General features: G+C 68.7%; 20 protein-coding genes. 14 read left to right on the top strand and 6 right to left on the bottom strand.

Going from position 1 to position 19,962, the window contains the following annotated elements; translation table 11 throughout:
• Window positions 1-198 precede the first annotated feature (198 nt).
• The gene (locus DIE23_RS02170) at window positions 199-906 is read left to right on the top strand and encodes a hypothetical protein (RefSeq protein WP_124610597.1); all 708 of its coding nucleotides are present in this window, start codon (window positions 199-201) and stop codon (window positions 904-906) included.
• A gap of 77 nt (window positions 907-983) precedes the next feature.
• Here the strand turns inward: DIE23_RS02170 and DIE23_RS02165 are convergent, their stop codons facing one another.
• From DIE23_RS02165 to speE, 3 genes are all read right to left on the bottom strand, one after another.
• Window positions 984-1,751, bottom strand: a complete 768-nt coding sequence (locus DIE23_RS02165; protein ID WP_124610596.1) for a 16S rRNA (uracil(1498)-N(3))-methyltransferase — start codon at window positions 1,749-1,751, stop codon at window positions 984-986.
• A gap of 17 nt (window positions 1,752-1,768) precedes the next feature.
• A complete protein-coding gene (locus tag DIE23_RS02160; protein ID WP_124610595.1) occupies window positions 1,769-2,185 on the bottom strand; it encodes a glyoxalase/bleomycin resistance/extradiol dioxygenase family protein in 417 nt (138 codons plus the stop codon).
• A gap of 187 nt (window positions 2,186-2,372) precedes the next feature.
• Complete coding sequence (gene speE / locus DIE23_RS02155; protein WP_124610594.1) at window positions 2,373-3,230, bottom strand: polyamine aminopropyltransferase; 858 nt, start codon at window positions 3,228-3,230, stop codon at window positions 2,373-2,375.
• 216 nt (window positions 3,231-3,446) lie between these two features.
• Between speE and tkt the strand changes: the two genes are divergently transcribed.
• Together tkt and gap are read left to right on the top strand one after the other, a co-directional pair.
• Entirely contained in the window at window positions 3,447-5,519 is a 2,073-nt protein-coding gene (tkt, locus tag DIE23_RS02150) for a transketolase (RefSeq protein WP_124610593.1), read from the top strand.
• Between the two features lie 87 nt (window positions 5,520-5,606).
• The gene (gene gap, locus DIE23_RS02145; protein WP_124610592.1) at window positions 5,607-6,617 is read left to right on the top strand and encodes a type I glyceraldehyde-3-phosphate dehydrogenase; all 1,011 of its coding nucleotides are present in this window, start codon (window positions 5,607-5,609) and stop codon (window positions 6,615-6,617) included.
• A 75-nt stretch (window positions 6,618-6,692) separates the two neighbouring features.
• Here the strand turns inward: gap and DIE23_RS02140 are convergent, their stop codons facing one another.
• Entirely contained in the window at window positions 6,693-7,583 is an 891-nt protein-coding gene (locus tag DIE23_RS02140; RefSeq protein WP_124610591.1) for a LysR family transcriptional regulator, read from the bottom strand.
• Between the two features lie 150 nt (window positions 7,584-7,733).
• On the opposite strand from DIE23_RS02140, the gene DIE23_RS02135 reads away from it, so the two are divergent.
• From DIE23_RS02135 to DIE23_RS02120, 4 genes are all read left to right on the top strand, one after another.
• Window positions 7,734-8,507 carry an SDR family NAD(P)-dependent oxidoreductase gene (locus DIE23_RS02135; protein ID WP_124610590.1) on the top strand — a complete coding sequence of 258 codons (774 nt, stop codon included), beginning with the start codon at window positions 7,734-7,736 and terminating at the stop codon, window positions 8,505-8,507.
• Between the two features lie 149 nt (window positions 8,508-8,656).
• Window positions 8,657-10,105, top strand: coding sequence for an MFS transporter (locus tag DIE23_RS02130; protein WP_124610589.1), 1,449 nt, complete (start codon window positions 8,657-8,659; stop codon window positions 10,103-10,105).
• A 70-nt stretch (window positions 10,106-10,175) separates the two neighbouring features.
• Window positions 10,176-11,132: a 2-hydroxyacid dehydrogenase gene (locus tag DIE23_RS02125; protein WP_124610588.1), complete on the top strand. Its 957-nt coding sequence runs from the start codon at window positions 10,176-10,178 to the stop codon at window positions 11,130-11,132.
• Between the two features lie 10 nt (window positions 11,133-11,142).
• Window positions 11,143-12,201: an L-idonate 5-dehydrogenase gene (locus DIE23_RS02120; RefSeq protein ID WP_124610587.1), complete on the top strand. Its 1,059-nt coding sequence runs from the start codon at window positions 11,143-11,145 to the stop codon at window positions 12,199-12,201.
• A gap of 218 nt (window positions 12,202-12,419) precedes the next feature.
• Here DIE23_RS02120 and DIE23_RS02115 read toward each other — a convergent pair whose 3' ends face one another.
• The gene (locus tag DIE23_RS02115; RefSeq protein WP_185646373.1) at window positions 12,420-13,142 is read right to left on the bottom strand and encodes a FadR/GntR family transcriptional regulator; all 723 of its coding nucleotides are present in this window, start codon (window positions 13,140-13,142) and stop codon (window positions 12,420-12,422) included.
• Between the two features lie 213 nt (window positions 13,143-13,355).
• On the opposite strand from DIE23_RS02115, the gene DIE23_RS02110 reads away from it, so the two are divergent.
• From DIE23_RS02110 to DIE23_RS02100, 3 genes are all read left to right on the top strand, one after another.
• Window positions 13,356-14,675 (top strand): C4-dicarboxylate transporter DctA, encoded by a 1,320-nt coding sequence (locus DIE23_RS02110; RefSeq protein WP_124610585.1) that lies wholly within the window; start codon window positions 13,356-13,358, stop codon window positions 14,673-14,675.
• A gap of 110 nt (window positions 14,676-14,785) precedes the next feature.
• Entirely contained in the window at window positions 14,786-15,793 is a 1,008-nt protein-coding gene (gene alc, locus DIE23_RS02105; protein WP_124610584.1) for an allantoicase, read from the top strand.
• A 14-nt stretch (window positions 15,794-15,807) separates the two neighbouring features.
• Window positions 15,808-16,332 carry an ureidoglycolate lyase gene (locus tag DIE23_RS02100; protein ID WP_124610583.1) on the top strand — a complete coding sequence of 175 codons (525 nt, stop codon included), beginning with the start codon at window positions 15,808-15,810 and terminating at the stop codon, window positions 16,330-16,332.
• A 219-nt stretch (window positions 16,333-16,551) separates the two neighbouring features.
• Here DIE23_RS02100 and fur read toward each other — a convergent pair whose 3' ends face one another.
• Window positions 16,552-16,980: a ferric iron uptake transcriptional regulator gene (gene fur, locus DIE23_RS02095; RefSeq protein ID WP_011350926.1), complete on the bottom strand. Its 429-nt coding sequence runs from the start codon at window positions 16,978-16,980 to the stop codon at window positions 16,552-16,554.
• Between the two features lie 142 nt (window positions 16,981-17,122).
• Here fur and DIE23_RS02090 point away from each other — a divergent pair, with 142 nt between their 5' ends.
• The 4 genes from DIE23_RS02090 (at window position 17,123) to DIE23_RS02075 (ending at window position 19,955) form a co-directional block, all read left to right on the top strand.
• Complete coding sequence (locus DIE23_RS02090; RefSeq protein WP_124610582.1) at window positions 17,123-17,926, top strand: outer membrane protein assembly factor BamE; 804 nt, start codon at window positions 17,123-17,125, stop codon at window positions 17,924-17,926.
• A 65-nt stretch (window positions 17,927-17,991) separates the two neighbouring features.
• Complete coding sequence (gene dapB, locus DIE23_RS02085) at window positions 17,992-18,789, top strand: 4-hydroxy-tetrahydrodipicolinate reductase (RefSeq protein WP_044844161.1); 798 nt, start codon at window positions 17,992-17,994, stop codon at window positions 18,787-18,789.
• A 19-nt stretch (window positions 18,790-18,808) separates the two neighbouring features.
• The gene (locus DIE23_RS02080) at window positions 18,809-19,477 is read left to right on the top strand and encodes a MotA/TolQ/ExbB proton channel family protein (RefSeq protein WP_124610581.1); all 669 of its coding nucleotides are present in this window, start codon (window positions 18,809-18,811) and stop codon (window positions 19,475-19,477) included.
• Between the two features lie 22 nt (window positions 19,478-19,499).
• Window positions 19,500-19,955 carry a biopolymer transporter ExbD gene (locus tag DIE23_RS02075; RefSeq protein ID WP_124610580.1) on the top strand — a complete coding sequence of 152 codons (456 nt, stop codon included), beginning with the start codon at window positions 19,500-19,502 and terminating at the stop codon, window positions 19,953-19,955.
• The last annotated feature ends 7 nt before the right edge of the window (window positions 19,956-19,962 follow it).

Genomic DNA, 19,962 nt, shown 5'->3' with positions numbered 1-19,962 from the left:
GAGCGCGGCCGATTCGGCGAAAGGCCCGCCTCGCGCGGGCCTTTTTGCGTCCGTGCGACGCATGCAAGACGGCGCGCCGCATCGCGCGCTAACATTCACCTTTCATCGACACCTTTTTTCGAGACAATCCCGGGCGCCCCGGCTGCGGCTGCTGTGCCGGGTGCGCAAAACAAACCATCGAGAGAGGGCTGTCCACCCATGAATATTTCCCGTTCCGCGCGCGTAGCCGCGCTGTCCCTGCTGGCTGCCGCGGGCGCCGCGTACGCCGCGCCGCTTACGCCCGAGCAGACCGTCGACCTGTACATCGGCGCGTTCGTCAATGGCGACGTGTCGAAGGCCCGCGAATTCAGCGACGCGGTGCGCCCGAGTTATGCCGGGAAGGATGCGCTCGACGTCGACGTGCTGTCGACGCTGCGCGAGTCGATGCGTGCCGACATGGCAGAGGGAATGCTGGCGCCGATGCCGCCGAAATTCAGTATCGCGTTGCGGCCGGCCGTCGAGAGCATGGCCGCCGCGTATCAGCGCGCGCTCGATCGGTCGGAGTGCAAGACAACCGGGTCGTCGCGGCAACCGAACTCGGCCATCGAGGGCCAGACGATCGCAACGGTCGAATTCACGTGCCGCGTCGCGGATGCGGGGCCCGGCGGGAAGGCGCTGCAGGCGAAGCTCGGCAACGGTCGCCTGACGAACGATGCGGCACGGATCGCCGCGTTCAAGGCAGTCTTCTCGGGCATGGCGCAGGTGCTGGATGCGGCACCGGTGACGCGCCCGGTGACGGGCAAGATCGACCTTTACAGTCTCGATGGCGGTTGGGCAACCGGCAGCCCGCAAGACGTGCTGACGCCGGTGCTCGACGCGTTGTCCGACTCGATGCCGCATCGATCGTCGCGCGGCAAGTCGCAGTAAGCCGCTGGTTGAAGCGCGCCGCATTCACGCGGTGACCCTGGGCCGGGTCGCCACGTGGTTGCGGCACGTCGGGTTCGTTACCAACCGCCCCAGCGCGCGGCCAGCGCCGCCAGCACGGCCGCGCCGGCCGTCTCGGTGCGCAGCACGCGGGGCCCGAGCGACAACGCGGTGAACCCGTGTGCGCGGGCCGCGTTTTCCTCGTCCGGCGACAGCCCGCCTTCGGGCCCGATCAGCAGCGTGACGGCCGCCGCGGGCGGCGCGTCCGGCAGCGACGCGAACGAGATGCTCGCGCGCGGCGACAGCAGCAACCGCAATTCGCCGTCGGCCGCCGCGGCCGGCAGCGTATCGAGCCATGCGCCGAAGCCGCGTACCGGCGCGACATCGGGCACGCGGTTGCGCCCGCATTGTTCGCACGACGCGCGCACGACGCCGCGCCAGTGCGCGACGCGCTTGTCCGCGCGCTCGCCGGACAGTTTCACGACGCCGCGCGCGGTCGACAGCGGCACGACCGCCGCGACGCCGAGCTCGACGGCCTTCTCGATTACCCAGTCCATCTTGTCGCCGCCGGCGATGCCTTGCGCCAGCGTCACGCGGTAGGGCGGCTCGGCCTCGGCCGGGTCGAACGCCTCGATCTGCGCAAGCGCGCTGCGCTTGTCGATCTCGACGAGCCGCGCGCGGTACTGGCCGCCGCTGCCGTCGAACAGCGCGAGCGCGTCGCCGGGCTGCAGCCGCAGCACTTGCGCGTGCCGCGCGACGTCGGTCGGCAACGCGAGCGTCGCATCGGCGCACAGCGCCGCTTCGACGAAGAAACGCGGCACGGCCGCGGTGGTGGTGGCTTCACTCATGCGTATCGCGGCTCCGTTCATGCACACAGGCGGCGCGCGAGCGCCCAGCGGTAGCCGTCGAGATCCTCGATCTGCGCGAAGCGGTCACCCCAGAACTGATCTTGCGGCGCGGTCAGCGATTTCGCGCCCGCGTCGAGCGCACGCTGCCAGGTCGTGTCGACGTCGTCGACATACAGGTAGAACGACTGCGGGGCGGTTGCGCCCGCACGCTTCGGCGTGAGCGCGGTCGAGCCGAATGCGCCTTCGGGCGCGAACATCACGATCAGCTGCCCGTTGTAGGTCATCTCGACGTGCATGATCGCGCCGTCCTCGTCATGGACGTCGCGCAGCTCGAAGCCGAATGCGGCCTGGAAGAACTCGATGGCCGCATGCGCATTGCGCACGGCCAGGTAAGGCGTCAACCAAGGCACGTTGGCCGGACGTGGATCGGTCATGAAATCTCCTGTCGAACAGTGTTGGTGCTTCAGCGCCCACTCTGTTCCCATGTTTTGCGGTCGAACGGTGTTGGCGCTTGAGCGGTTACTCCCTTCCCATGCTTTGCAGTCCAGCGGATATTGGCGCGCGGGTCGGGCGCGGGAGAAAGCGCGGCCAACCCGCGGAATGTTGCGTCCGCCCGGAAGCTCAGCGACGAACGCCCAGTGTATCGCGCAGCGTGCGCGGCAGGGCAAAGAGGGCCGCATGGAGTCGCGCATCGTAGTAGCGCAAGCCCTGCACGTGGCGTGCGGCGAGCCGTTCGTCGATGTCGTGCGCGAATAGCGCGGCCGCATCGAGCGTGTCGCTCGCGATCGCCATCAGCCATTGGGAGCCATACAGCGGCACGTGCGCGGACAGCAGATCGACGACCGCGAAGCTCGCACGCAGGTCGTCGAGCAGCGCGGCGATGCGCGCCGCGTGGTACACCGGCGAGCCGAGGTGCAGCGAGATCGCGCCGCACGGCGTGAGGATCCGCTTGAGCCGCGCGTAGAACTCGCGCGTATAGAGGCCGGCCGCCGGCGAATCGGGCGGTGTGAGGTCGAACACGACGAGATCGAAATGCTCGACGGTCGACGCGACGAAATGCGCGGCGTCGCCGATCACGACCTCGACGCGCGGGTCGTCGAGCGCGCCCTGGTGCACGTCGTCGAGATAGCGGCGCGCCATGCCGACCACTTCGTCGTCGAGTTCCGCGACGACGATCCGCTCGATGCACGCGTGCTTGAGCAGCTGGCGCGCGGCGCCGCCGTCGCCGCCGCCGAGCACGAGCGCCTTCCTCGGATACGGATGCGCGAGCGCGGCCGGGTGCGTCATGCACTCGTGGTACACGTATTCATCGCCGACCGACGTCATCGGCCGGCCGTCCAGTGTGAACAGGCGGCCGAGCTGCGGGGTTTCCCAGACTTCGATGTGCTGGTGCGGCGACGCGACGTGCGCGAGCCGGCGTGCGTTCGGGAAGCCGTACGCGGCGTCGGGCGTGGGATGGAAGAGAAGGGTCGTGTTCACGGGCGGGCCGCTCGGGGCAGGCAGTTCCGACGCCTGAATTATAGGAGGCGGGCGGTCTGACGGAAAACCGTGCCGGAACACTACGCGCCGACAAGGGAAATGTCAGCCCATCTGTTAAAATGACGAGCTTTGCAGCCCCGTCCGTAGGCTCCGTCCGCTTCGCGTCCGTCAGGCGCCGCACCGCGCGCCGGGAACGATTGACGCTCGAGCTTCCGGATGCCGCCGTGCCCCCGTTTCCTCGACTCGTTCTCCGGACTCGACATGACGACTTCGTCTCCCGCCTCCACCACCCTGATGGCCAATGCGATCCGTGCGCTCGCGATGGACGCCGTCCAGCAAGCGAACTCCGGCCACCCCGGCATGCCGATGGGCATGGCCGAAATCGGCGTCGCGCTCTGGTCGCGCCACCTGAAGCACAACCCGACGAACCCGCACTGGGCGGACCGCGACCGTTTCGTGCTGTCGAACGGCCATGGCTCGATGCTGCTGTACTCGCTGCTGCACCTGACCGGCTACGACCTGCCGATGGAAGAGCTGAAGAACTTCCGCCAGCTGCACTCGAAGACGCCGGGCCACCCGGAATACGGCATCACGCCGGGCGTCGAGACGACCACCGGCCCGCTCGGCCAGGGTCTCGCGAACGCGGTCGGCATGGCGCTCGGCGAAGCGCTGATGGCCGACGAGTTCAACCGTGACGGCGCGAAGATCGTTGATCACCACACGTACGTGTTCCTCGGCGACGGCTGCCTGATGGAAGGCATCTCGCACGAAGCCTGCTCGCTCGCGGGCACGCTGAAGCTGAACAAGCTGATCGCCCTGTACGACGACAACGGCATCTCGATCGACGGCGACGTCGTGAACTGGTTCCACGACGACACGCCGAAGCGCTTCGAAGCGTACGGCTGGAACGTGATCCCGCATGTGAACGGCCATGACGTCGACGCGGTCGACGCGGCGATCGCGAAGGCGAAGCTGTCGGACAAGCCGACGCTGATCTGCTGCAAGACGGTGATCGGCAAGGGCGCGGCGACCAAGGCGGGCGGCCACGACGTGCACGGCGCGGCGCTCGGCGCGGAAGAAATCGCGAAGACGCGCGAAGCGCTCGGCTGGAAGTGGGAGCCGTTCGTGATTCCGCAGGAAGTCTACGCGGCATGGGACGCGAAGGAAGTCGGCAAGCGTGCCGAGACCGAATGGGACGCGACGTTCGCCGCATATCGCGCGAAATTCCCGGCAGAAGCCGCTGAATTCGAACGCCGGATGGCCAACAAGCTGCCGGCCGACTGGGCCGAGAAGGCCGCGGCGATCATCGCCGGCGCGAACGAGCGCGCCGAGACGGTCGCGACCCGCAAGGCATCGCAGCAAGCGATCGAAGGGCTCGCCGCCGCACTGCCGGAACTGCTCGGCGGCTCGGCCGACCTGACCGGCTCGAACCTGACCAACTGGAAGGCATCGAAGGCGGTGCGCGCGAATCCGGAAGGCGCGGGCGTGCTGCTCGGCAACCACATCAACTACGGCGTGCGCGAATTCGGCATGAGCGCCGCGATCAACGGCCTCGCGCTGCACGGCGGCCACAAGCCGTTCGGCGGCACGTTCCTGACGTTCTCCGACTACAGCCGCAACGCGCTGCGCGTCGCGTCGCTGATGAAGGTCCCGTCGATCTTCGTGTTCACGCACGACTCGATCGGCCTTGGCGAAGACGGTCCGACGCACCAGTCGATCGAGCACGTGTCGAGCCTGCGCCTGATCCCGAACCACGACGTGTGGCGTCCGGCCGACACGGTCGAGACGGCCGTCGCATGGACCCACGCGGTTGCCGCCGACCGTCCGTCGAGCCTGATCTTCAGCCGCCAGAACCTCGCGTTCAACCCGCGTACCGACTCGCAGATCGCGAACATCGAGAAGGGCGGCTACGTGCTGAAGGACTGGGACGAAGAGATCGTCGCGCGCAAGATCATCCTCATCGCGACGGGCTCGGAAGTCGAACTCGCGATGAAAGCCGTCGAGCCGCTCGCGCAGCAGGGCATCGCGGCTCGCGTCGTGTCGATGCCGTCGACCAACGTGTTCGACCGCCAGGACGCCGAATACCGTGAACGCGTGCTGCCGCACGGCGTGCGCCGCGTCGCGATCGAAGCGGGCGTGACCGCGTTCTGGCACAAGTACGTCGGCCTCGAAGGCGGCGTCGTCGGGATCGACACGTTCGGCGAATCGGCCCCGGCCGGCGTGCTGTTCAAGTACTTCGGCTTCACCGTCGAGCACGTCGTCGAGACCGCGAAGGCCGTGCTGGCCTAAAAGCATTCGCGACGCGCGCGGCCCCGCGCGCGCGTCGCACCGTGAAGCTGCACGAAACGAATTTTTTCAGCCATCAGGAGATAGACCATGACGATTCGCGTCGCAATCAACGGCTACGGCCGTATCGGCCGCAACACGCTGCGCGCGTTCTATGAAAACGGCAAGAAGCACGATCTCGAGATCGTCGCGATCAACGACCTGGGCGATGCGAAGACCAACGCGCACCTGACCCAGTACGACACCGCGCACGGCAAGTTCCCGGGTGAAGTGTCGGTCGACGGCGATTACCTCATCGTGAACGGCGACAGGATCCGCGTGCTGGCCAACCGCAACCCGGCCGAACTGCCGTGGGGCGAGCTCGGTGTCGACATCGTGATGGAATGCACGGGCTTCTTCACGACCAAGGAAAAGGCGAGCGCGCACCTGAAGGGCGGCGCCAAGAAGGTGATCATCTCGGCGCCGGGCGGCAAGGACGTCGACGCAACGATCGTCTACGGCGTGAACCACAACGTGCTGAAGGCCGAGCACACCGTGATCTCGAACGCATCGTGCACGACGAACTGCCTCGCACCGCTCGTCAAGCCGCTGCACGACAAGATCGGCCTTGAAACGGGCCTGATGACGACGATCCACGCCTACACCAACGACCAGGTGCTGACGGACGTCTATCACGAAGACCTGCGCCGCGCGCGTTCGGCCACGCACAGCCAGATCCCGGCCAAGACGGGTGCTGCTTCGGCCGTCGGCCTGGTGCTGCCGGAACTGAACGGCAAGCTCGACGGCTACGCGATCCGCGTCCCGACGATCAACGTGTCGATCGTCGATCTGTCGTTCATCGCGAAGCGCGACACGACGGTCGAGGAAGTCAACGCGATCATGAAGGAAGCATCGGAAGGCGCGCTGAAGGGCATCCTCGGCTACAACACCGCACCGCTGGTGTCGATCGACTTCAACCACAACCCGGCTTCGTCGACGTTCGACGCGACGCTGACCAAGGTGTCGGGCCGCCTCGTCAAGGTGTCGAGCTGGTACGACAACGAGTGGGGTTTCTCGAACCGCATGCTGGATACGGCTGTCGCATTCGCAAACGCGAAGTAATCCCGCACGTTGCGCGGCCGCCGCAAGGCGGCTTGCGCGGCGAACGAACCCGGCCCGATTCCGCGGCCGGGTTTTTTATTGTCCGGCGTGCCCTGTCACGTGTTCGAGCGCGTCGACGAACGCGCGCTTCAGCGGGCTGTCGAGGTCGGTCCAGGCGAGGCCGATGCCGGTCCGGTGCCCGGCCAGGTCGAGCGGCCGCGCGAGCACGTTCGGCGGCAGCGCGCTCGCGGCTTCCGCCGGGATCAGCCCGATCCCCATCCCGGCCGCGACGAGCGCGAGCATCGTCGTGAATTCCCCGAACTCCTGCGCGATCTCGAGCGTCGTGCCCGCGCGGCTCAGCGCGAGCAGCATGTCGTCGTGAAAGCCGGGCGCGTAGCGGCGCGCGAGCACGAACGCGGGCTGGCCGCGCAATGCCGACGGCGCGATCGTGTCGTGCGCGGCGAGCGGATGGTCGAGCGGCAGCGCGACCACGAAGCCTTCCTCGAGCACCACGCGCGTGTCGATGCCCGCATACGCGGCCGGCAGCCGGATCATCCCGAAATCGATGCGCCGGTCGCGCAGTGCGGCGATCTGGTCGGGCGTCGGCAGATCCTTCAGTTCGAGCGTGATCAGCGGATAGCGCTCGCGCATCGTGCGCAGCACGGCCGGCAGCAGCACCGGCAGTACCGACGACACGAACGCGATGCGCAGCGTGCCGATCTCGCCGCGGCTCGACAGCCGCGCCATCTGCTCCGCGCGCGCGGCCTGCTGCAGCGTCGCCCGCGCCTCGGGCAGGAACACGCGCCCCGTATCGCTGAGTTCGACCTTGTGACGGTCGCGCTCGAACAGGCGCGCCCCCAGCTCTTCCTCGAGCGCCTTGATCTGCATGCTCAGCGCGGACTGGACGATGAACAGGCGCTGCGCGGCGCGCCCGAAATGCAGCTCTTCCGCGAGCGTGACGAAGGCGCGCAATTGCTTGAGTTCCATGGTGGGCGGGCGGCAGCGAATGGTGATCGGATTTCATGATAACCGGATCAAAAAAGACCATTGGCGCAACCCCCGGCCGAGCGCCGAAGATACCCTCAACGCGAGACCGGCCGCGACCGGCGGTCGGCTCGATGGCACGAGGAGACTTGCATGAGTAACGCGCTTGACCGGTTCCGCCTGGACGGCCGCCGCGCACTGATCACGGGTTCCGGACGCGGGATCGGGCTGACGCTCGCCCGCGGCCTCGCGGAAGCCGGTGCGGCGATCGTGATCAACGATCGTAATGAGGAGAAGGCCGCGACGCTCGCGCGCCGGTTCCGCGAGGAAGGCTTCGCGGCCGACCATGCGGTGTTCGATGTCACCGAGCACGCGCAGGTGCGCGCGGCGATCGACGATTTCGAGGCGCGCGTCGGCGCGATCGACATCCTCGTGAACAACGCGGGCATCCAGCGCCGCGCGCCGCTCGACGCATTCGACCCGGACGACTGGCAAGCGCTGATGCGCGTGAATCTCGACGGCGTGTTCAACGTCGCGCAGGCGGTGGCGCGCCACATGATCGCGCGCGGCCGCGGCAAGATCATCAACATCTGCTCGGTGCAGAGCGAGCTCGCACGGCCGACGATCGCGCCGTATGCGGCGACGAAGGGCGCGGTGCGGATGCTGACGAAAGGGATGTGCGCCGACTGGGCGCGTCACGGCATCCAGGCGAACGGCCTCGCGCCCGGCTATTTCGAGACCGAACTGAATCGCGCGCTGGTCGACGACGCGGCGTTCTCCGACTGGCTGTGCAAGCGCACGCCGGCTGGCCGCTGGGGGCGCGTCGACGAGCTGTGCGGCGCGGCGATCTTCCTCGCGTCCGCCGCATCCGACTTCGTGAACGGCCAGACGCTGTTCGTCGACGGCGGGCTGACCAGCGCCGTCTGAGCGGCGACGCCTGGCGCCCCGTGCGCAGCGTCGTTGCGCCGGCTGGCACCGGCATCCGAATTCCCAGAAGAGCCCGCCGCACGAGCGGGCCGATGTCCCGGCGCATCGCGCCGGGTTCCGGAACGGAAGGCAGGAGACAGGAGACAACGATGGATCGCATTTCCCCGCCGCCTCAGCGGCGCGATGCAATGCCCGGCACGCCGGTCGACGCCGTCGAGCGGCGCGGCGTCGACACGAAGCAGTTGAACCGCGCGGCATGGACCTGCTCGCTCGGCAGCGCGCTCGAATACTACGATTTCGCGCTGTACACGCTCGCGTCGGCGCTCGTCTTCGGACCGCTGTTCTTTCCCGCGCAAACCGCCGAGATGCGGCTGATCGCGAGCTTCGGCACGTACTTCGTCGGCTTCGCGGTGCGCCCGCTCGGCGGTGTCGTGTTCGGCGTGCTCGGCGATCGCGTCGGCCGCAAGTTCGTGCTGACCGCGACGGTGCTGCTGATGGGCGTCGCGAGCACGCTGATCGGCGTGCTGCCGACCTATGAGACGGCCGGCTACTGGGCGCCCGCGCTGCTGGTGCTGCTGCGCATCCTGCAGGGCCTCGGTGCCGGCGCGGAGCAGGCGGGCGCCGCGGTGCTGATGACCGAATACGCGCCGCCGGGCAAGCGCGGCTTCTACGCGTCGCTGCCGTTTCTCGGGATCCAGCTCGGCACCGTGCTCGCGGCTGCCGTCTATTTCCTGCTGCTCGCGAACATCGATCGCGTGACGGACGGCTGGGGCTGGCGCGTGCCGTTCCTGTTCAGCGCGGTGATCGTCGCGGTCGGGCTCTACATGCGCGTGCGGCTGCACGAGTCGCCGACCTTCGTGCGGCTCGAGAAGCGCGCGCAGGTGTCGGCGAATCCGCTGAAGAGCGCGGTCCGGCATTCGAAGCGCTCGCTGCTGATCGGCATCGGACTGCGGATGGCCGAGAACGGCGGCTCGTCGATCTACCAGGCGCTCGCGGTCAGCTATCTCGCCGGCGTGATCGGGATGAAGGGGCCGATCGGCGCGCTCGCGCTGGTGTGCGCGGCGACCGTCGGCGCGTGCACGGTGCCGCTCGCGGGCCGGCTCAGCGACCGCTTCGGCCGCGTGCGCGTGTACCGCATGTTCGCGTGGCTGCAGCTCGCGCTCGCGTTTCCGGTGTGGTGGATCTTCAGCCAAGGGAACGTGGTGGCGAGCGTGATCGCGATCTCGATCGCGCAGGGCTTCGCGAACTGGGGGATGCTCGGCGCGCAGGCCGCGCTGCTGCCCGAACTGTTCGGCGCGCGGCATCGCTACATGGGCGTGTCGTTCTCGCGCGAAGTGTCGGCCGTGCTCGCGGGCGGGATCGCGCCGCTCCTCGGCGCGACGATCATCGCGACCGTGATCGCGCTGCACGGCGGCGATCACGCGGCCGGCGTGCGTGCATGGGTGCCGATCGCCGCGTACCTGGTGCTGCTGACGCTGATCACGCTGTTCACCACCGCGCGGATGCCGGAGACGCTGAACCGCGATCTCGACGATCCGCTCGACGCCGCGCAGGCGCAATCGGCCCCGGATGCCGAACCGCTCGCACGGCATGCATGAACGGGCCGGGCGGCCGACGCGGCCCGGCACGCATTCGACTTTCAACGCTTTTCGACAGGAGCAAGCGCAAATGGCGCACGAATCGACCCGGCGGCCCGAGCTGCTGATGACGGGCCCCTACCAGCCGTGGGACGACGCATGGTTGTCGACCGGCTATGACATTCACCGGCTGTGGGAGGCTGCCGACCGCGCGGCGTTCCTCGCCGAACACGGCGCCGCCGTGCGCGCGATCGCGACGCGCGGCGACCTCGGTGCCGATGCCGCGCTGATCGCCGCGCTGCCCAAGCTCGAGATCATCTCTTGCTACGGCGTCGGCACCGATGCGATCGATCTCGCGGCGGCCCGCGAGCGCGGGATCCGCGTGACCAACACCCCCGACGTGCTGACCGGCGACGTCGCCGATCTCGGCGTCGGGCTCACGCTCGCGCTGCTGCGCCGGATCGGTGCCGGCGACGCGTACGTGCGCTCCGGCGCATGGTCCGACGGTGACATGCCGCTCGTCACGCGCCTGTACGGCAAGCGCGTCGGCATCGTCGGCTTCGGCCGGATCGGTTCGACGCTCGCGCGCCGGCTGTCGGGCTTCGATGTCGAGCTCGGCTACTTTGACGTCGCGCCGCGCGCGGACAGCCAGCACCGCTTCTTCGACCGCCTGACCGAGCTGGCCGACTGGTGCGACGTGCTGATCGTCACGCTCGCGGGCGGCGCGTCGACCCGTCATCTCGTCGACGCCGCCGTGCTCGACGCGCTCGGCCCGCGCGGCTACCTGGTGAACGTGTCGCGCGGCACGACCGTCGACGAGCCCGCGCTGCTCGACGCGCTCGAACGCGGCGCGATCGCCGGCGCGGCGCTCGACGTGTTCTGGAACGAACCGCGCATCGACCCGCGTTTTCTCGCGTTGCCGAACGTGCTGCTGCAGCCGCATCATGCGAGCGGCACCGTCGAGACGCGCCAGGCGATGGGCTGGCTCGTGCGCGACAACCTCGCCGCGCACTTCGCCGGCGAGCCGTTGCTCACACCGGTCGTCTGAGGAGGCTGTCATGCGTATGCGTTGCATGTGTCTCGTGATCCACGGGCCGAACGACCTGCGGCTCGAAGAGCAGGACTTGGGCGAGATCGGCCCGGGCCAGGTGCGCGTCGATGTCGCGATCGGCGGCATCTGCGGCTCCGATCTCCATTACTTCCGGCACGGCGGCTTCGGCGCGATCCGGCTGCAGCAGCCGATGGTGCTCGGCCATGAAGTGGCCGGCACGGTGGCGGCGGTCGCGCCGGACGTGACGTCGGTGAAGGTCGGCGATCGCGTCGCGGTGAATCCGAGCCGCCCGTGCGGCGCGTGCCGCTACTGCCTCGAAGGGCTGCCGAACCAGTGTCTCGACATGCGCTTCTACGGCAGCGCGATGCGCATGCCGCATGTGCAGGGCGCGTTTCGCAACGCGCTCGTGTGCGATGCCGCGCAGTGCGTGAAGGTGGCGGATCATGTGCCGCTGTCGCTCGCGGCGCTCGCCGAGCCGTTCGCGGTCGGGCTGCACGCGGTGTCGCGCGCGGGCCCGCTGATCGGCCGGCGCGTGCTCGTGTCGGGATGCGGGCCGATCGGCGTGCTGGCGGTCGCGGCGGCGCGCGTGCACGGCGCGGCGGAGATCGTCGCGACCGACGTGGTCGATGCGCCGCTCGAGGTCGCCCGCGCTCTCGGCGCCGACCATACGATCAACGCGGCGGCCGACACCGGCTGGGTCGCGCGCTACGGTGCCGACAAGGGGACGTTCGACGTGATGATCGAATGTTCGGGCAATGCGCGCGCGCTGCGCGATGGCCTCGACGTGATGCGGCCGCGCGGCGTCGTCGTGCAGCTCGGGCTCGGTGGCGACGTCAGCCTGCCGCAGAACGTCGTGGTCGCGAAGGAGCTGTCGATCTGCGGCTCGTTCCGCTTCCATGCGGAATTCGCGCTCGCGGTGCAGCTGATCAATGCGCAGCGCGTCGACCTGCGCCCGGCCGTGACGGGCGTGTTCCCGATGCGCGACGCGAACCATGCGTTCGAGCTGGCCGGCGACCGGCAGCGCGCGATGAAGGTGCTGATCGATTTCGCGAGCGAGGCGGCATGATCGTCTGCTGATGGCGCGCGACGGCGCGCAATGCAAAAAAGGCACGCCCGCGGTTTGCGGGAGCGTGCCTTTTTCATTGGCGGGAGCGAAAGCCGACTACTGCGTGACTCGCCGCACGCCGACGCGCTGCGAGGCGAGCCACAGGGCGATCAGCAGGCTCCGTCGGGAGGATGACCGGCACGACCGGAGAGCGGGTGCCGCGCCGGCCGACGACTGCGTCAGGTGCCCGGTGTCGGGAAGAAGATGCCCGCGCGCTGCGCGGCGTTCGCGATGTGCGTTTCGATCGCGGTGCCGGCCGCGGCCGCATCGCGGGCGATCAGCGCGTCGACGATCGCGCGGTGCTCGTGCCACGTCGACAGCAGCAGCTCGCGCCGGTAGAACGGCATGCGCTGGCTTTCCTTCATGATGTCCGCACTGCTGCGCAGCACCGACTCGATCGCCGCGTTGCCCGCGAGATGGATGATCCGCATGTGGAAGTCGAAGTCGAGCCGCGACGCTTCGTCGAGCGCGCTTTCGGTCAGCGCGACGTGCAGGTCGGCGAGGTTGTCCTCGAACCATGCGATGTCGTCGTCGGTGACGACGTGCGCGGCCATCCGCGCGGCGAACCCTTCGAGCGCATAGCGCATCTGGTACGTGTCGGGCGGCGACGACTGCTCGGCGAACTGCCAGGGATGGGCGGCCGTCGCCTGCGCGCTTTCGACGTACACGCCCTTGCCGGCGCGGATGCGCAGCATCCCGAGCGCCTCGAGCGTGGAGAGCGCCTCGCGCAGCGACGCGCGGCTGATCTCCAGCTCCTCGGAGAGCTGGCGCTGGGCCGGCAGCAGGCTGCCGACCGGATACACGCCTGCCTCGATCCGGTCGCGGATCGTCGCGATGGCGGCGTCGGTCACGGTGTGCGGAACGTTTTTCATGATGTGAACGATGGCCGGTCTGACCGGCATTGTAATCCGCACGCGCGCGGTGCACGACCGGCCTACGGGAAAGCCACGATCCGCCCCCGTTCGGTGCGTCGAAAGCCGGCGCGAAGGGGCCGGGAAATCCCTATTTGATCCGTCCTTGACGCCACTATATCGGCTTCCTACTATCCACCATAACATCACTGGTCTTACCAGTATGAACAGACGAAACTGCAACCGTTGGATCGGGAGAGCGCCGTGTCGAAATTCCTCAACTCGCTGTTTGGCCGGGTAGTCGTCGCACTAATCCTGGGGGTCGCGCTCGGCGCGTTCTTCCCGCATTTCGCCGAGTCGCTGCGACCGCTCGGCGACGGCTTCCTGAAGCTCATCAAGATGGTCATCGGCCCGATCGTGTTCTGCGTCGTGGTCAGCGGGATGGCCAACGCGGGCGACCTGAAGAAGGTCGGCCGGGTCGGCCTGAAGGCCGTCGTCTACTTCGAGATCATGACGACGCTCGCGCTCGGCATCGGTCTGGTACTCGCGTGGCTCACGCGCCCGGGCGTCGGGATGAACATCGACCTGCACTCGCTCGACGCGGCCTCGCTCTCGTCGTACGCGAAGAACGCCGAGAGCCTGAAGGACACGGCCGGCTACCTGATGAAGATCATCCCCGAGACCGCGATCGACGCGTTCGCGAAGGGTGACATCCTGCAGATCCTCGTGTTCGCGGTGCTGTTCGGCTCCGCGCTGTCGCTGCTCGGCGACAAGGCGCAGCGCGTGAACAGCCTGATCGAGGAACTGTCGCACGTGTTCTTCCGCATCATCGGCTTCATCATCAAGCTCGCGCCGCTCGGCGTGCTTGGCGCGATCGCGTTCACGACCGGCAAGTACGGCGTCGCGTCGCTCAAGCAGCTCGGCTACCTCGTCGCGGTGTTCTACCTGAGCTGCTTCGTGTTCGTCACGGTCGTGCTCGGCGCGGTGATGCGTCTCGCGGGCTTCTCTGTGTTCAAGCTGATCCGCTACCTGCGCGAGGAACTGTCGATCGTGCTCGGCACGGCGTCGTCGGACGCGGTGCTGCCGCAGGTGATGAGCAAGCTCGAATACATGGGCATCAAGGATTCGACGGTCGGCCTTGTCATCCCGACCGGCTATTCGTTCAACCTCGACGGCTTCTCGATCTACCTGACGCTCGCCGTGCTGTTCATCGCGCAGGCCACCAACACGCCGCTGTCCACGCATGACCTGATCGTCGTGCTGCTCGTGTCGCTCGTCACGTCGAAGGGCGCGCACGGGATTCCGGGCTCGGCGATCGTGATCCTCGCGGCGACGCTGTCGGCCATTCCCGCGATTCCGGTGCTCGGCCTCGTGCTGATCCTGCCGGTCGACTGGTTCGTCGGCATCGCCCGCGCGCTGACCAACCTGATCGGCAACTGCGTCGCGACGGTGGTCGTCGCCGTGTGGGAGAACGACATCGACCGGGCCCGCGCGAAGCGCGTGCTGAACCGCGAACTGCGCTATGTGGCGGACGAGCAGGGCAGCGCCGCGCCGGTCGCCGGCGACCAGGCTCACGCGCTCTGAGCGCACGCTCGCGCGGAGCGGCTTCCCCGGCTGTTCCGCGCGGACGAATTTCCCGCGGCCGCCGCGACGATGTGCGCCGGCCCTTACCAAGACAAGATAGTGGAGACGACATGGCAGCCCCCGTCCTCGATCCGAACGCGCCGGCCTTCACGCGGCGCTACATGAACCTCGCCGACCCGCGCCTGGGCGCGCAGGCGCTCTTCGCCAGCGACGAATTCTTCGCGCCGAAGGAGCGCATGCTGAATCCCGAGCCGGCCGTCTTCATTCCCGGCAAGTACGACGACCACGGCAAGTGGATGGACGGCTGGGAAACGCGCCGCAAGCGCACGACCGGCCACGACTTCTGCGTGGTCCGGCTCGCGCGGCCGGGCGTGATCTACGGCGTCGATCTAGATACGAGCCACTTCACCGGCAACTTCCCGCCGGCCGCGTCGATCGAGGCCTGCGCGGTGGACGGCGACACGCCGCCGGACGACGCCGAATGGCGCACGATCGTCCCCGCGACGACGCTGCAGGGCAATTCGCATCACTACGTGAGCGTCGACGATGCGCAGCCGGTCACGCACCTGCGCGTGAACCTGTATCCGGACGGCGGGCTCGCGCGGCTGCGCGTGTACGGCCAGCCGCAGCGCGACTGGCGCCACGTGCCGGCGGGCGAACTCGTCGATCTCGCGGCGATCGAGAACGGCGGCTACCTGGTGGCCGCGAACAACCAGCACTTCGGCCCGGCCTCGCAGATGCTGATGCCGGGGCGCGGCGCGAACATGGGTGACGGCTGGGAAACCCGGCGGCGCCGCGAGCCCGGCAACGACTGGGCGATCGTCGCGCTGGCGCGGCCGGGCATCATCCGGCGCGTCGAGGTCGATACGGCGTTCTTCAAGGGCAACTTCCCCGACCGCTGCTCGCTGCAGGCCGCGCACGTTGCCGGCGGCACCGACGATTCGCTCGTCACGCAGGCGATGTTCTGGGCCGAACTGCTCGGCGAGCAGAAGCTGCAGATGGACCACGTGCATACGTTCGACCAGCTCGCGGCACTCGGCCCCGTCACGCACGTGCGCTTCAACATCTTCCCGGACGGCGGCGTGTCGCGCCTGCGTCTGTGGGGCGAGCCGGCTTGAAGGAGGGCAATGGCATGAGCGGACCCCACATCCTGCGCGTCGAGCGCCTGACCCGCGAGGCATTCGCGCCGTTCGGCGACGTGATCGCGCTCGAAGGCGCGCGGCACTTCCCGATCAACGGCGGCACGACCGAGCGCTTCCACGATCTCGCGACGATCGACGTCTGCGCGGACGGTGGCCGGCCGCTCGTCAGCGTGTTTCGCGCGCAGCCGCGCGCGCTGCCGGTCGCGATCACGCTGATGGAGCGCCATCCGCACGGCAGCCAGGCGTTCATCCCGCTGGCGGCCGTGTCGCGCTACGCGATCGTCGTCGCGCCGGCCGGCGAGTTCCGGCCCGACGCGATGCGCGCGTTCCTGGCCGAAGGCTGGCAGGGCGTGAACTATGCGAAGGGCGTCTGGCACCATCCGCTGCTCGCGCTCGACGCGGTCAGCGACTTCGTGATCGTGGACCGCGGCGGCCTGCAGCCGAACTGCGACGAGATTCCGCTCGACGACGCTTGGGCGCTCGAGTTCGAGCCGGCGTGCGCGAGCGCGGCCTGACGCGCGGCGAAGGCGGCATCGGGCATCGATCGTCGAGCATCGAGGATCGCGCGGCGGCAGCACGGCTCGCCGCCGCATGATCGACTGAAAACGTTCCGACCCGACCCGAAGCGGCCCGCACGTGATGCGCGGGCCGTTTTTTCATTCCTGTCCCGAAAACAACGCGGCCCGGGCGGCGGGATGCCGGCCGGGCCGTTGCGCAGGCGCGCAGGGTGCGGATCAGTGCTTGCGGTGCGGGCAGTTCTCGGTCGTGCAGGACCCGTACATCGCGAGCGAGTGTTCCTGGAGCCGGAAGCCGCGTTCCTTCGCGATCGCTTGCTGGCGGCCTTCGATCTCGGCATCGAAGAATTCCTCGACGCGGCCGCAATCGAGGCAGACGAGGTGATCGTGGTGCGAACCTTCGTTCAGTTCGAACACGGCCTTGCCGGATTCGAAGTTGCTGCGCGTGAGCAGGCCGGCCTGCTCGAACTGCGTCAGCACGCGGTAAACGGTGGCGAGCCCGATGTCGAGCTGCTCGTTGAGCAGGTTGCGGTAGACGTCTTCGGCCGTCAGGTGACGCACCGGGCTTTGCTGGAAGATCTCGAGAATCTTGAGGCGCGGTAGGGTGGCCTTTAGCCCGATATTCTTGAGATCCGTCGGATTGGTCATGGCTAGGCATCCCTAGAGTACAATGCAGGGCTTCAATGTTACCGGCTTTTCGCCGTTCCAGAAACACGCGCGGCCTGCGACGCGGGCCAGCACGGTGACGGAAATGTTCCCGGAATCCCTTTCGCACTTTCAGAGGAGTCGCATGCGGAGTGCCATCATCGCTGCCGCCGCCGTTGCCGCGCTGGCTGGTTGTTCGTCGTACGACAGCGTGACGCAGCGCATCGCGCAGAGCATCACGCCCTATCGGATCACTGTTGTGCAGGGCAACTTCGTGTCGCAGGAGAAGGCCGCCCAGCTGCAGGCCGGGATGACGCGCGAGCAGGTCCGCGCGTTGCTCGGCACGCCGCTGCTGTCGGACATGTTCCATGCCGACCGCTGGGATTACCTCTTTTACTTCAAGCGCGGCTCGACGTCCGTCGTCCAGCAGCGCGACCTCGTGCTGACGTTCTCGGGCGACCGCCTCGCGAGCTGGACGGGCGCCGAGAACCTGCCGTCCGAACTCGACCTGCTGGCCGATATCGACGGCGACCGCGGCGGCAAGAAGGCGAAGGCCGCGGCCGCGGCGAAGAAGGCGTCCGAAGCCGCTGCTGCCGCGAGCGCCGCGCAGGCGGTCGCTGTCGCGAGCCCGGCCGCCGAGCCGGCCTCCGGCGCGGCGGTCGACCTGGATGCGAACGCCCAGGCGGCGCGCGCGGCGAACCGCGCGACCAACCAGGTGTCGGGGCAGGGCACGACCGCCCACCGCTTCACGCCGTCCGCGCAGGCCTCGAGCGGTGCGCCGGTGCCGGGCGGCCAGCCGCCGGGCGCCGCGCCGGCGATCCAGCCGCAGTTCCAGTTCCATCGCCCGCCGCAGCCGAACGTGTCGAACGAGGCGTCGCCACCGGTCGGCCCGCAGGGTTCGGACAACCTGCAGAACCAGCCGCTTACCGCGCCGGCCCAGTCGCAGTAAGCGCCCGGCGTGCGGAAACAGGGCGGCATGCGCCGCCCGCCTTTAGACCTGTCGTGTAGAAAGCCATGAAGATTGCGATTGCCGGTGCATCGGGCCGTATGGGCCGGATGCTGATCGAAGCCGTTCTCAACGATTCCGACGCGCAGCTCGTCGGCGCGCTCGACCGCGCCGATTCGCCGTTCCTCGGCCAGGACGCGGGCGCGTTCCTCGGCAAGGAAACCGGGATCAAGCTGACCGACGACCTCGACGCCGTGTTCGCGCAGGCCGACTACCTGATCGACTTCACGCGGCCGGAAGGCACGATCGCGCACGTCGCGGCCGCGCTGCGCCACGACGTGAAGCTCGTGATCGGCACGACCGGCTTCACCGCCGAGCAGAAGGCCGAGCTGCAGGCCGCGGCGGGCAAGATCGGCATCGTGTTCGCGGCGAACATGAGCGTCGGCGTGAACGTCACGCTGAAGCTGCTCGAATTCGCGGCGAAGCATTTCTCGCACGGCTACGACATCGAGATCATCGAGGCGCACCACCGCCACAAGGTCGACGCGCCGTCGGGCACCGCGCTGATGATGGGCGAGGCCGTTGCCGGCGCGCTCGGGCGCTCGCTCGACGACTGCGCGGTGTACGGCCGCCAGGGCGTGACGGGCGAACGCGATCCGTCGACGATCGGCTTTGCGGCCGTGCGCGGCGGCGACATCGTCGGCGATCACACCGTGCTGTTCGCCGGGATCGGCGAACGGATCGAGATCACGCACAAGTCGTCGAGCCGCGTGTCGTACGCGCAGGGCGCGCTGCGTGCGGTCCGCTTCCTGTCGGCGCGCGGCGCCGGCCTGTTCGACATGCAGGACGTGCTCGGCCTGCGCTGACCCTCGCGGGGAAACTCCGATGGCGATTCCCACCGGCGTTGTCCATTACCTCGAAAGCGGCGATGCGATCACGCACGCCGTCGCCTATGTGCTGCTGGCGATGTCCGTCGCCAGCTGGTGCTTCCTCCTCATGAAAGCCTGGCTCCTGGTCCGCGCGAAGCGGCAGGGGCCGCGCGCGCTCGCCGCGTTCTGGCGCGCGGCGTCGCTCGACGCGGGCATCGCCGCGCTCGCCGGCACCGATCGCGAGCGCGTGTTCGTGCCGCTCGCCGAAGCCGCGCGCGACGCGGCCGACGCGCACGATCCGGCTGCGCTGGCCGCGCGTGTCGAGCGCAGCGAACGCGTGCTGCGCGCGCTGCGTCACGCGATGCTGCGCTCGCAGCGTCGTCTCGAGTTCGGCCAGGTGCTGCTCGCGTCGATCGGCAGCACCGCGCCGTTCGTCGGGCTGCTCGGCACCGTATGGGGCATCTACCACGCGCTCGGCAGCATCGCCGCGAGCGGGCAGGCGCAGATCGAGAACGTCGCGGGGCCGGTCGGCGAGGCGCTGATCATGACCGCGTTCGGGCTCGTCGTCGCGATCCCCGCGGTGCTTGCCTACAACATCCTCGGGCGGCTCGTGCGCCAGCTCGCCGAGGAGCTCGACGGCTTCGCGCGCGACCTGCACGTATTCGTGTGCGCGCAGGGCGCCTGACGCGCGGCCGGGAGGAACGACCATGGCATTCGGCGGACTGGAGCACCACAAGACGTCCGCGCCGATGGCGGAGATCAACATGACGCCGCTGATCGACGTGATGCTCGTGCTGCTCGTCATCTTCATCATCACCGCGCCGCTGATGACGCACGCGATCCGGCTCGACCTGCCGAAGGTCGCGGCCAGCGTCGCGCGCGACACGCCGCAGTCGGTCACGCTGTCGATCGACGACGCCGGCAAGCTCTACTGGGACGACGCGCCCGTCGCACTCGACGCGCTGCCGGCACGCTTCCGGGCCGCCGCCGCGGACGCCGCGCCGCCCGAGTTGCGGCTGCGCGCATCGCGCGCGACCCGCTACGACGTGATCGCGCAGGTGATGGGCGCCGCGCAGGCCGCGGGTCTCACGCGGATCGGCTTCGTCACCGACATGCCGCCGGCGGGCACCGCCGCGCCGGCCGCCGCAGGCGCGAAACCCTGACCTGCCT

The sequence above is a fragment of the Burkholderia sp. Bp9143 genome, from assembly GCF_003853645.1.
GTDB lineage: Bacteria > Pseudomonadota > Gammaproteobacteria > Burkholderiales > Burkholderiaceae > Burkholderia.
Note: the sequence above shows the minus strand (reverse complement) of the source record. Positions and strands in the feature narration are given on the sequence as shown.

Coding starts and splice junctions, on each gene's coding strand:
- DIE23_RS02115 (WP_185646373.1), bottom strand. CDS start 13,142: ATGCCGGTCAGACCGGCCATCGTTCACATCATGAAAAACGTTCCGCAC.
- dapB (WP_044844161.1), top strand. CDS start 17,992: ATGAAGATTGCGATTGCCGGTGCATCGGGCCGTATGGGCCGGATGCTG.
- DIE23_RS02130 (WP_124610589.1), top strand. CDS start 8,657: ATGGATCGCATTTCCCCGCCGCCTCAGCGGCGCGATGCAATGCCCGGC.
- DIE23_RS02125 (WP_124610588.1), top strand. CDS start 10,176: ATGGCGCACGAATCGACCCGGCGGCCCGAGCTGCTGATGACGGGCCCC.
- tkt (WP_124610593.1), top strand. CDS start 3,447: ATGCCGCCGTGCCCCCGTTTCCTCGACTCGTTCTCCGGACTCGACATG.
- gap (WP_124610592.1), top strand. CDS start 5,607: ATGACGATTCGCGTCGCAATCAACGGCTACGGCCGTATCGGCCGCAAC.
- DIE23_RS02080 (WP_124610581.1), top strand. CDS start 18,809: ATGGCGATTCCCACCGGCGTTGTCCATTACCTCGAAAGCGGCGATGCG.
- DIE23_RS02090 (WP_124610582.1), top strand. CDS start 17,123: ATGCGGAGTGCCATCATCGCTGCCGCCGCCGTTGCCGCGCTGGCTGGT.
- DIE23_RS02165 (WP_124610596.1), bottom strand. CDS start 1,751: ATGAGTGAAGCCACCACCACCGCGGCCGTGCCGCGTTTCTTCGTCGAA.
- DIE23_RS02170 (WP_124610597.1), top strand. CDS start 199: ATGAATATTTCCCGTTCCGCGCGCGTAGCCGCGCTGTCCCTGCTGGCT.
- DIE23_RS02160 (WP_124610595.1), bottom strand. CDS start 2,185: ATGACCGATCCACGTCCGGCCAACGTGCCTTGGTTGACGCCTTACCTG.
- DIE23_RS02100 (WP_124610583.1), top strand. CDS start 15,808: ATGAGCGGACCCCACATCCTGCGCGTCGAGCGCCTGACCCGCGAGGCA.
- DIE23_RS02075 (WP_124610580.1), top strand. CDS start 19,500: ATGGCATTCGGCGGACTGGAGCACCACAAGACGTCCGCGCCGATGGCG.
- DIE23_RS02135 (WP_124610590.1), top strand. CDS start 7,734: ATGAGTAACGCGCTTGACCGGTTCCGCCTGGACGGCCGCCGCGCACTG.
- DIE23_RS02140 (WP_124610591.1), bottom strand. CDS start 7,583: ATGGAACTCAAGCAATTGCGCGCCTTCGTCACGCTCGCGGAAGAGCTG.
- fur (WP_011350926.1), bottom strand. CDS start 16,980: ATGACCAATCCGACGGATCTCAAGAATATCGGGCTAAAGGCCACCCTA.
- alc (WP_124610584.1), top strand. CDS start 14,786: ATGGCAGCCCCCGTCCTCGATCCGAACGCGCCGGCCTTCACGCGGCGC.
- DIE23_RS02120 (WP_124610587.1), top strand. CDS start 11,143: ATGCGTATGCGTTGCATGTGTCTCGTGATCCACGGGCCGAACGACCTG.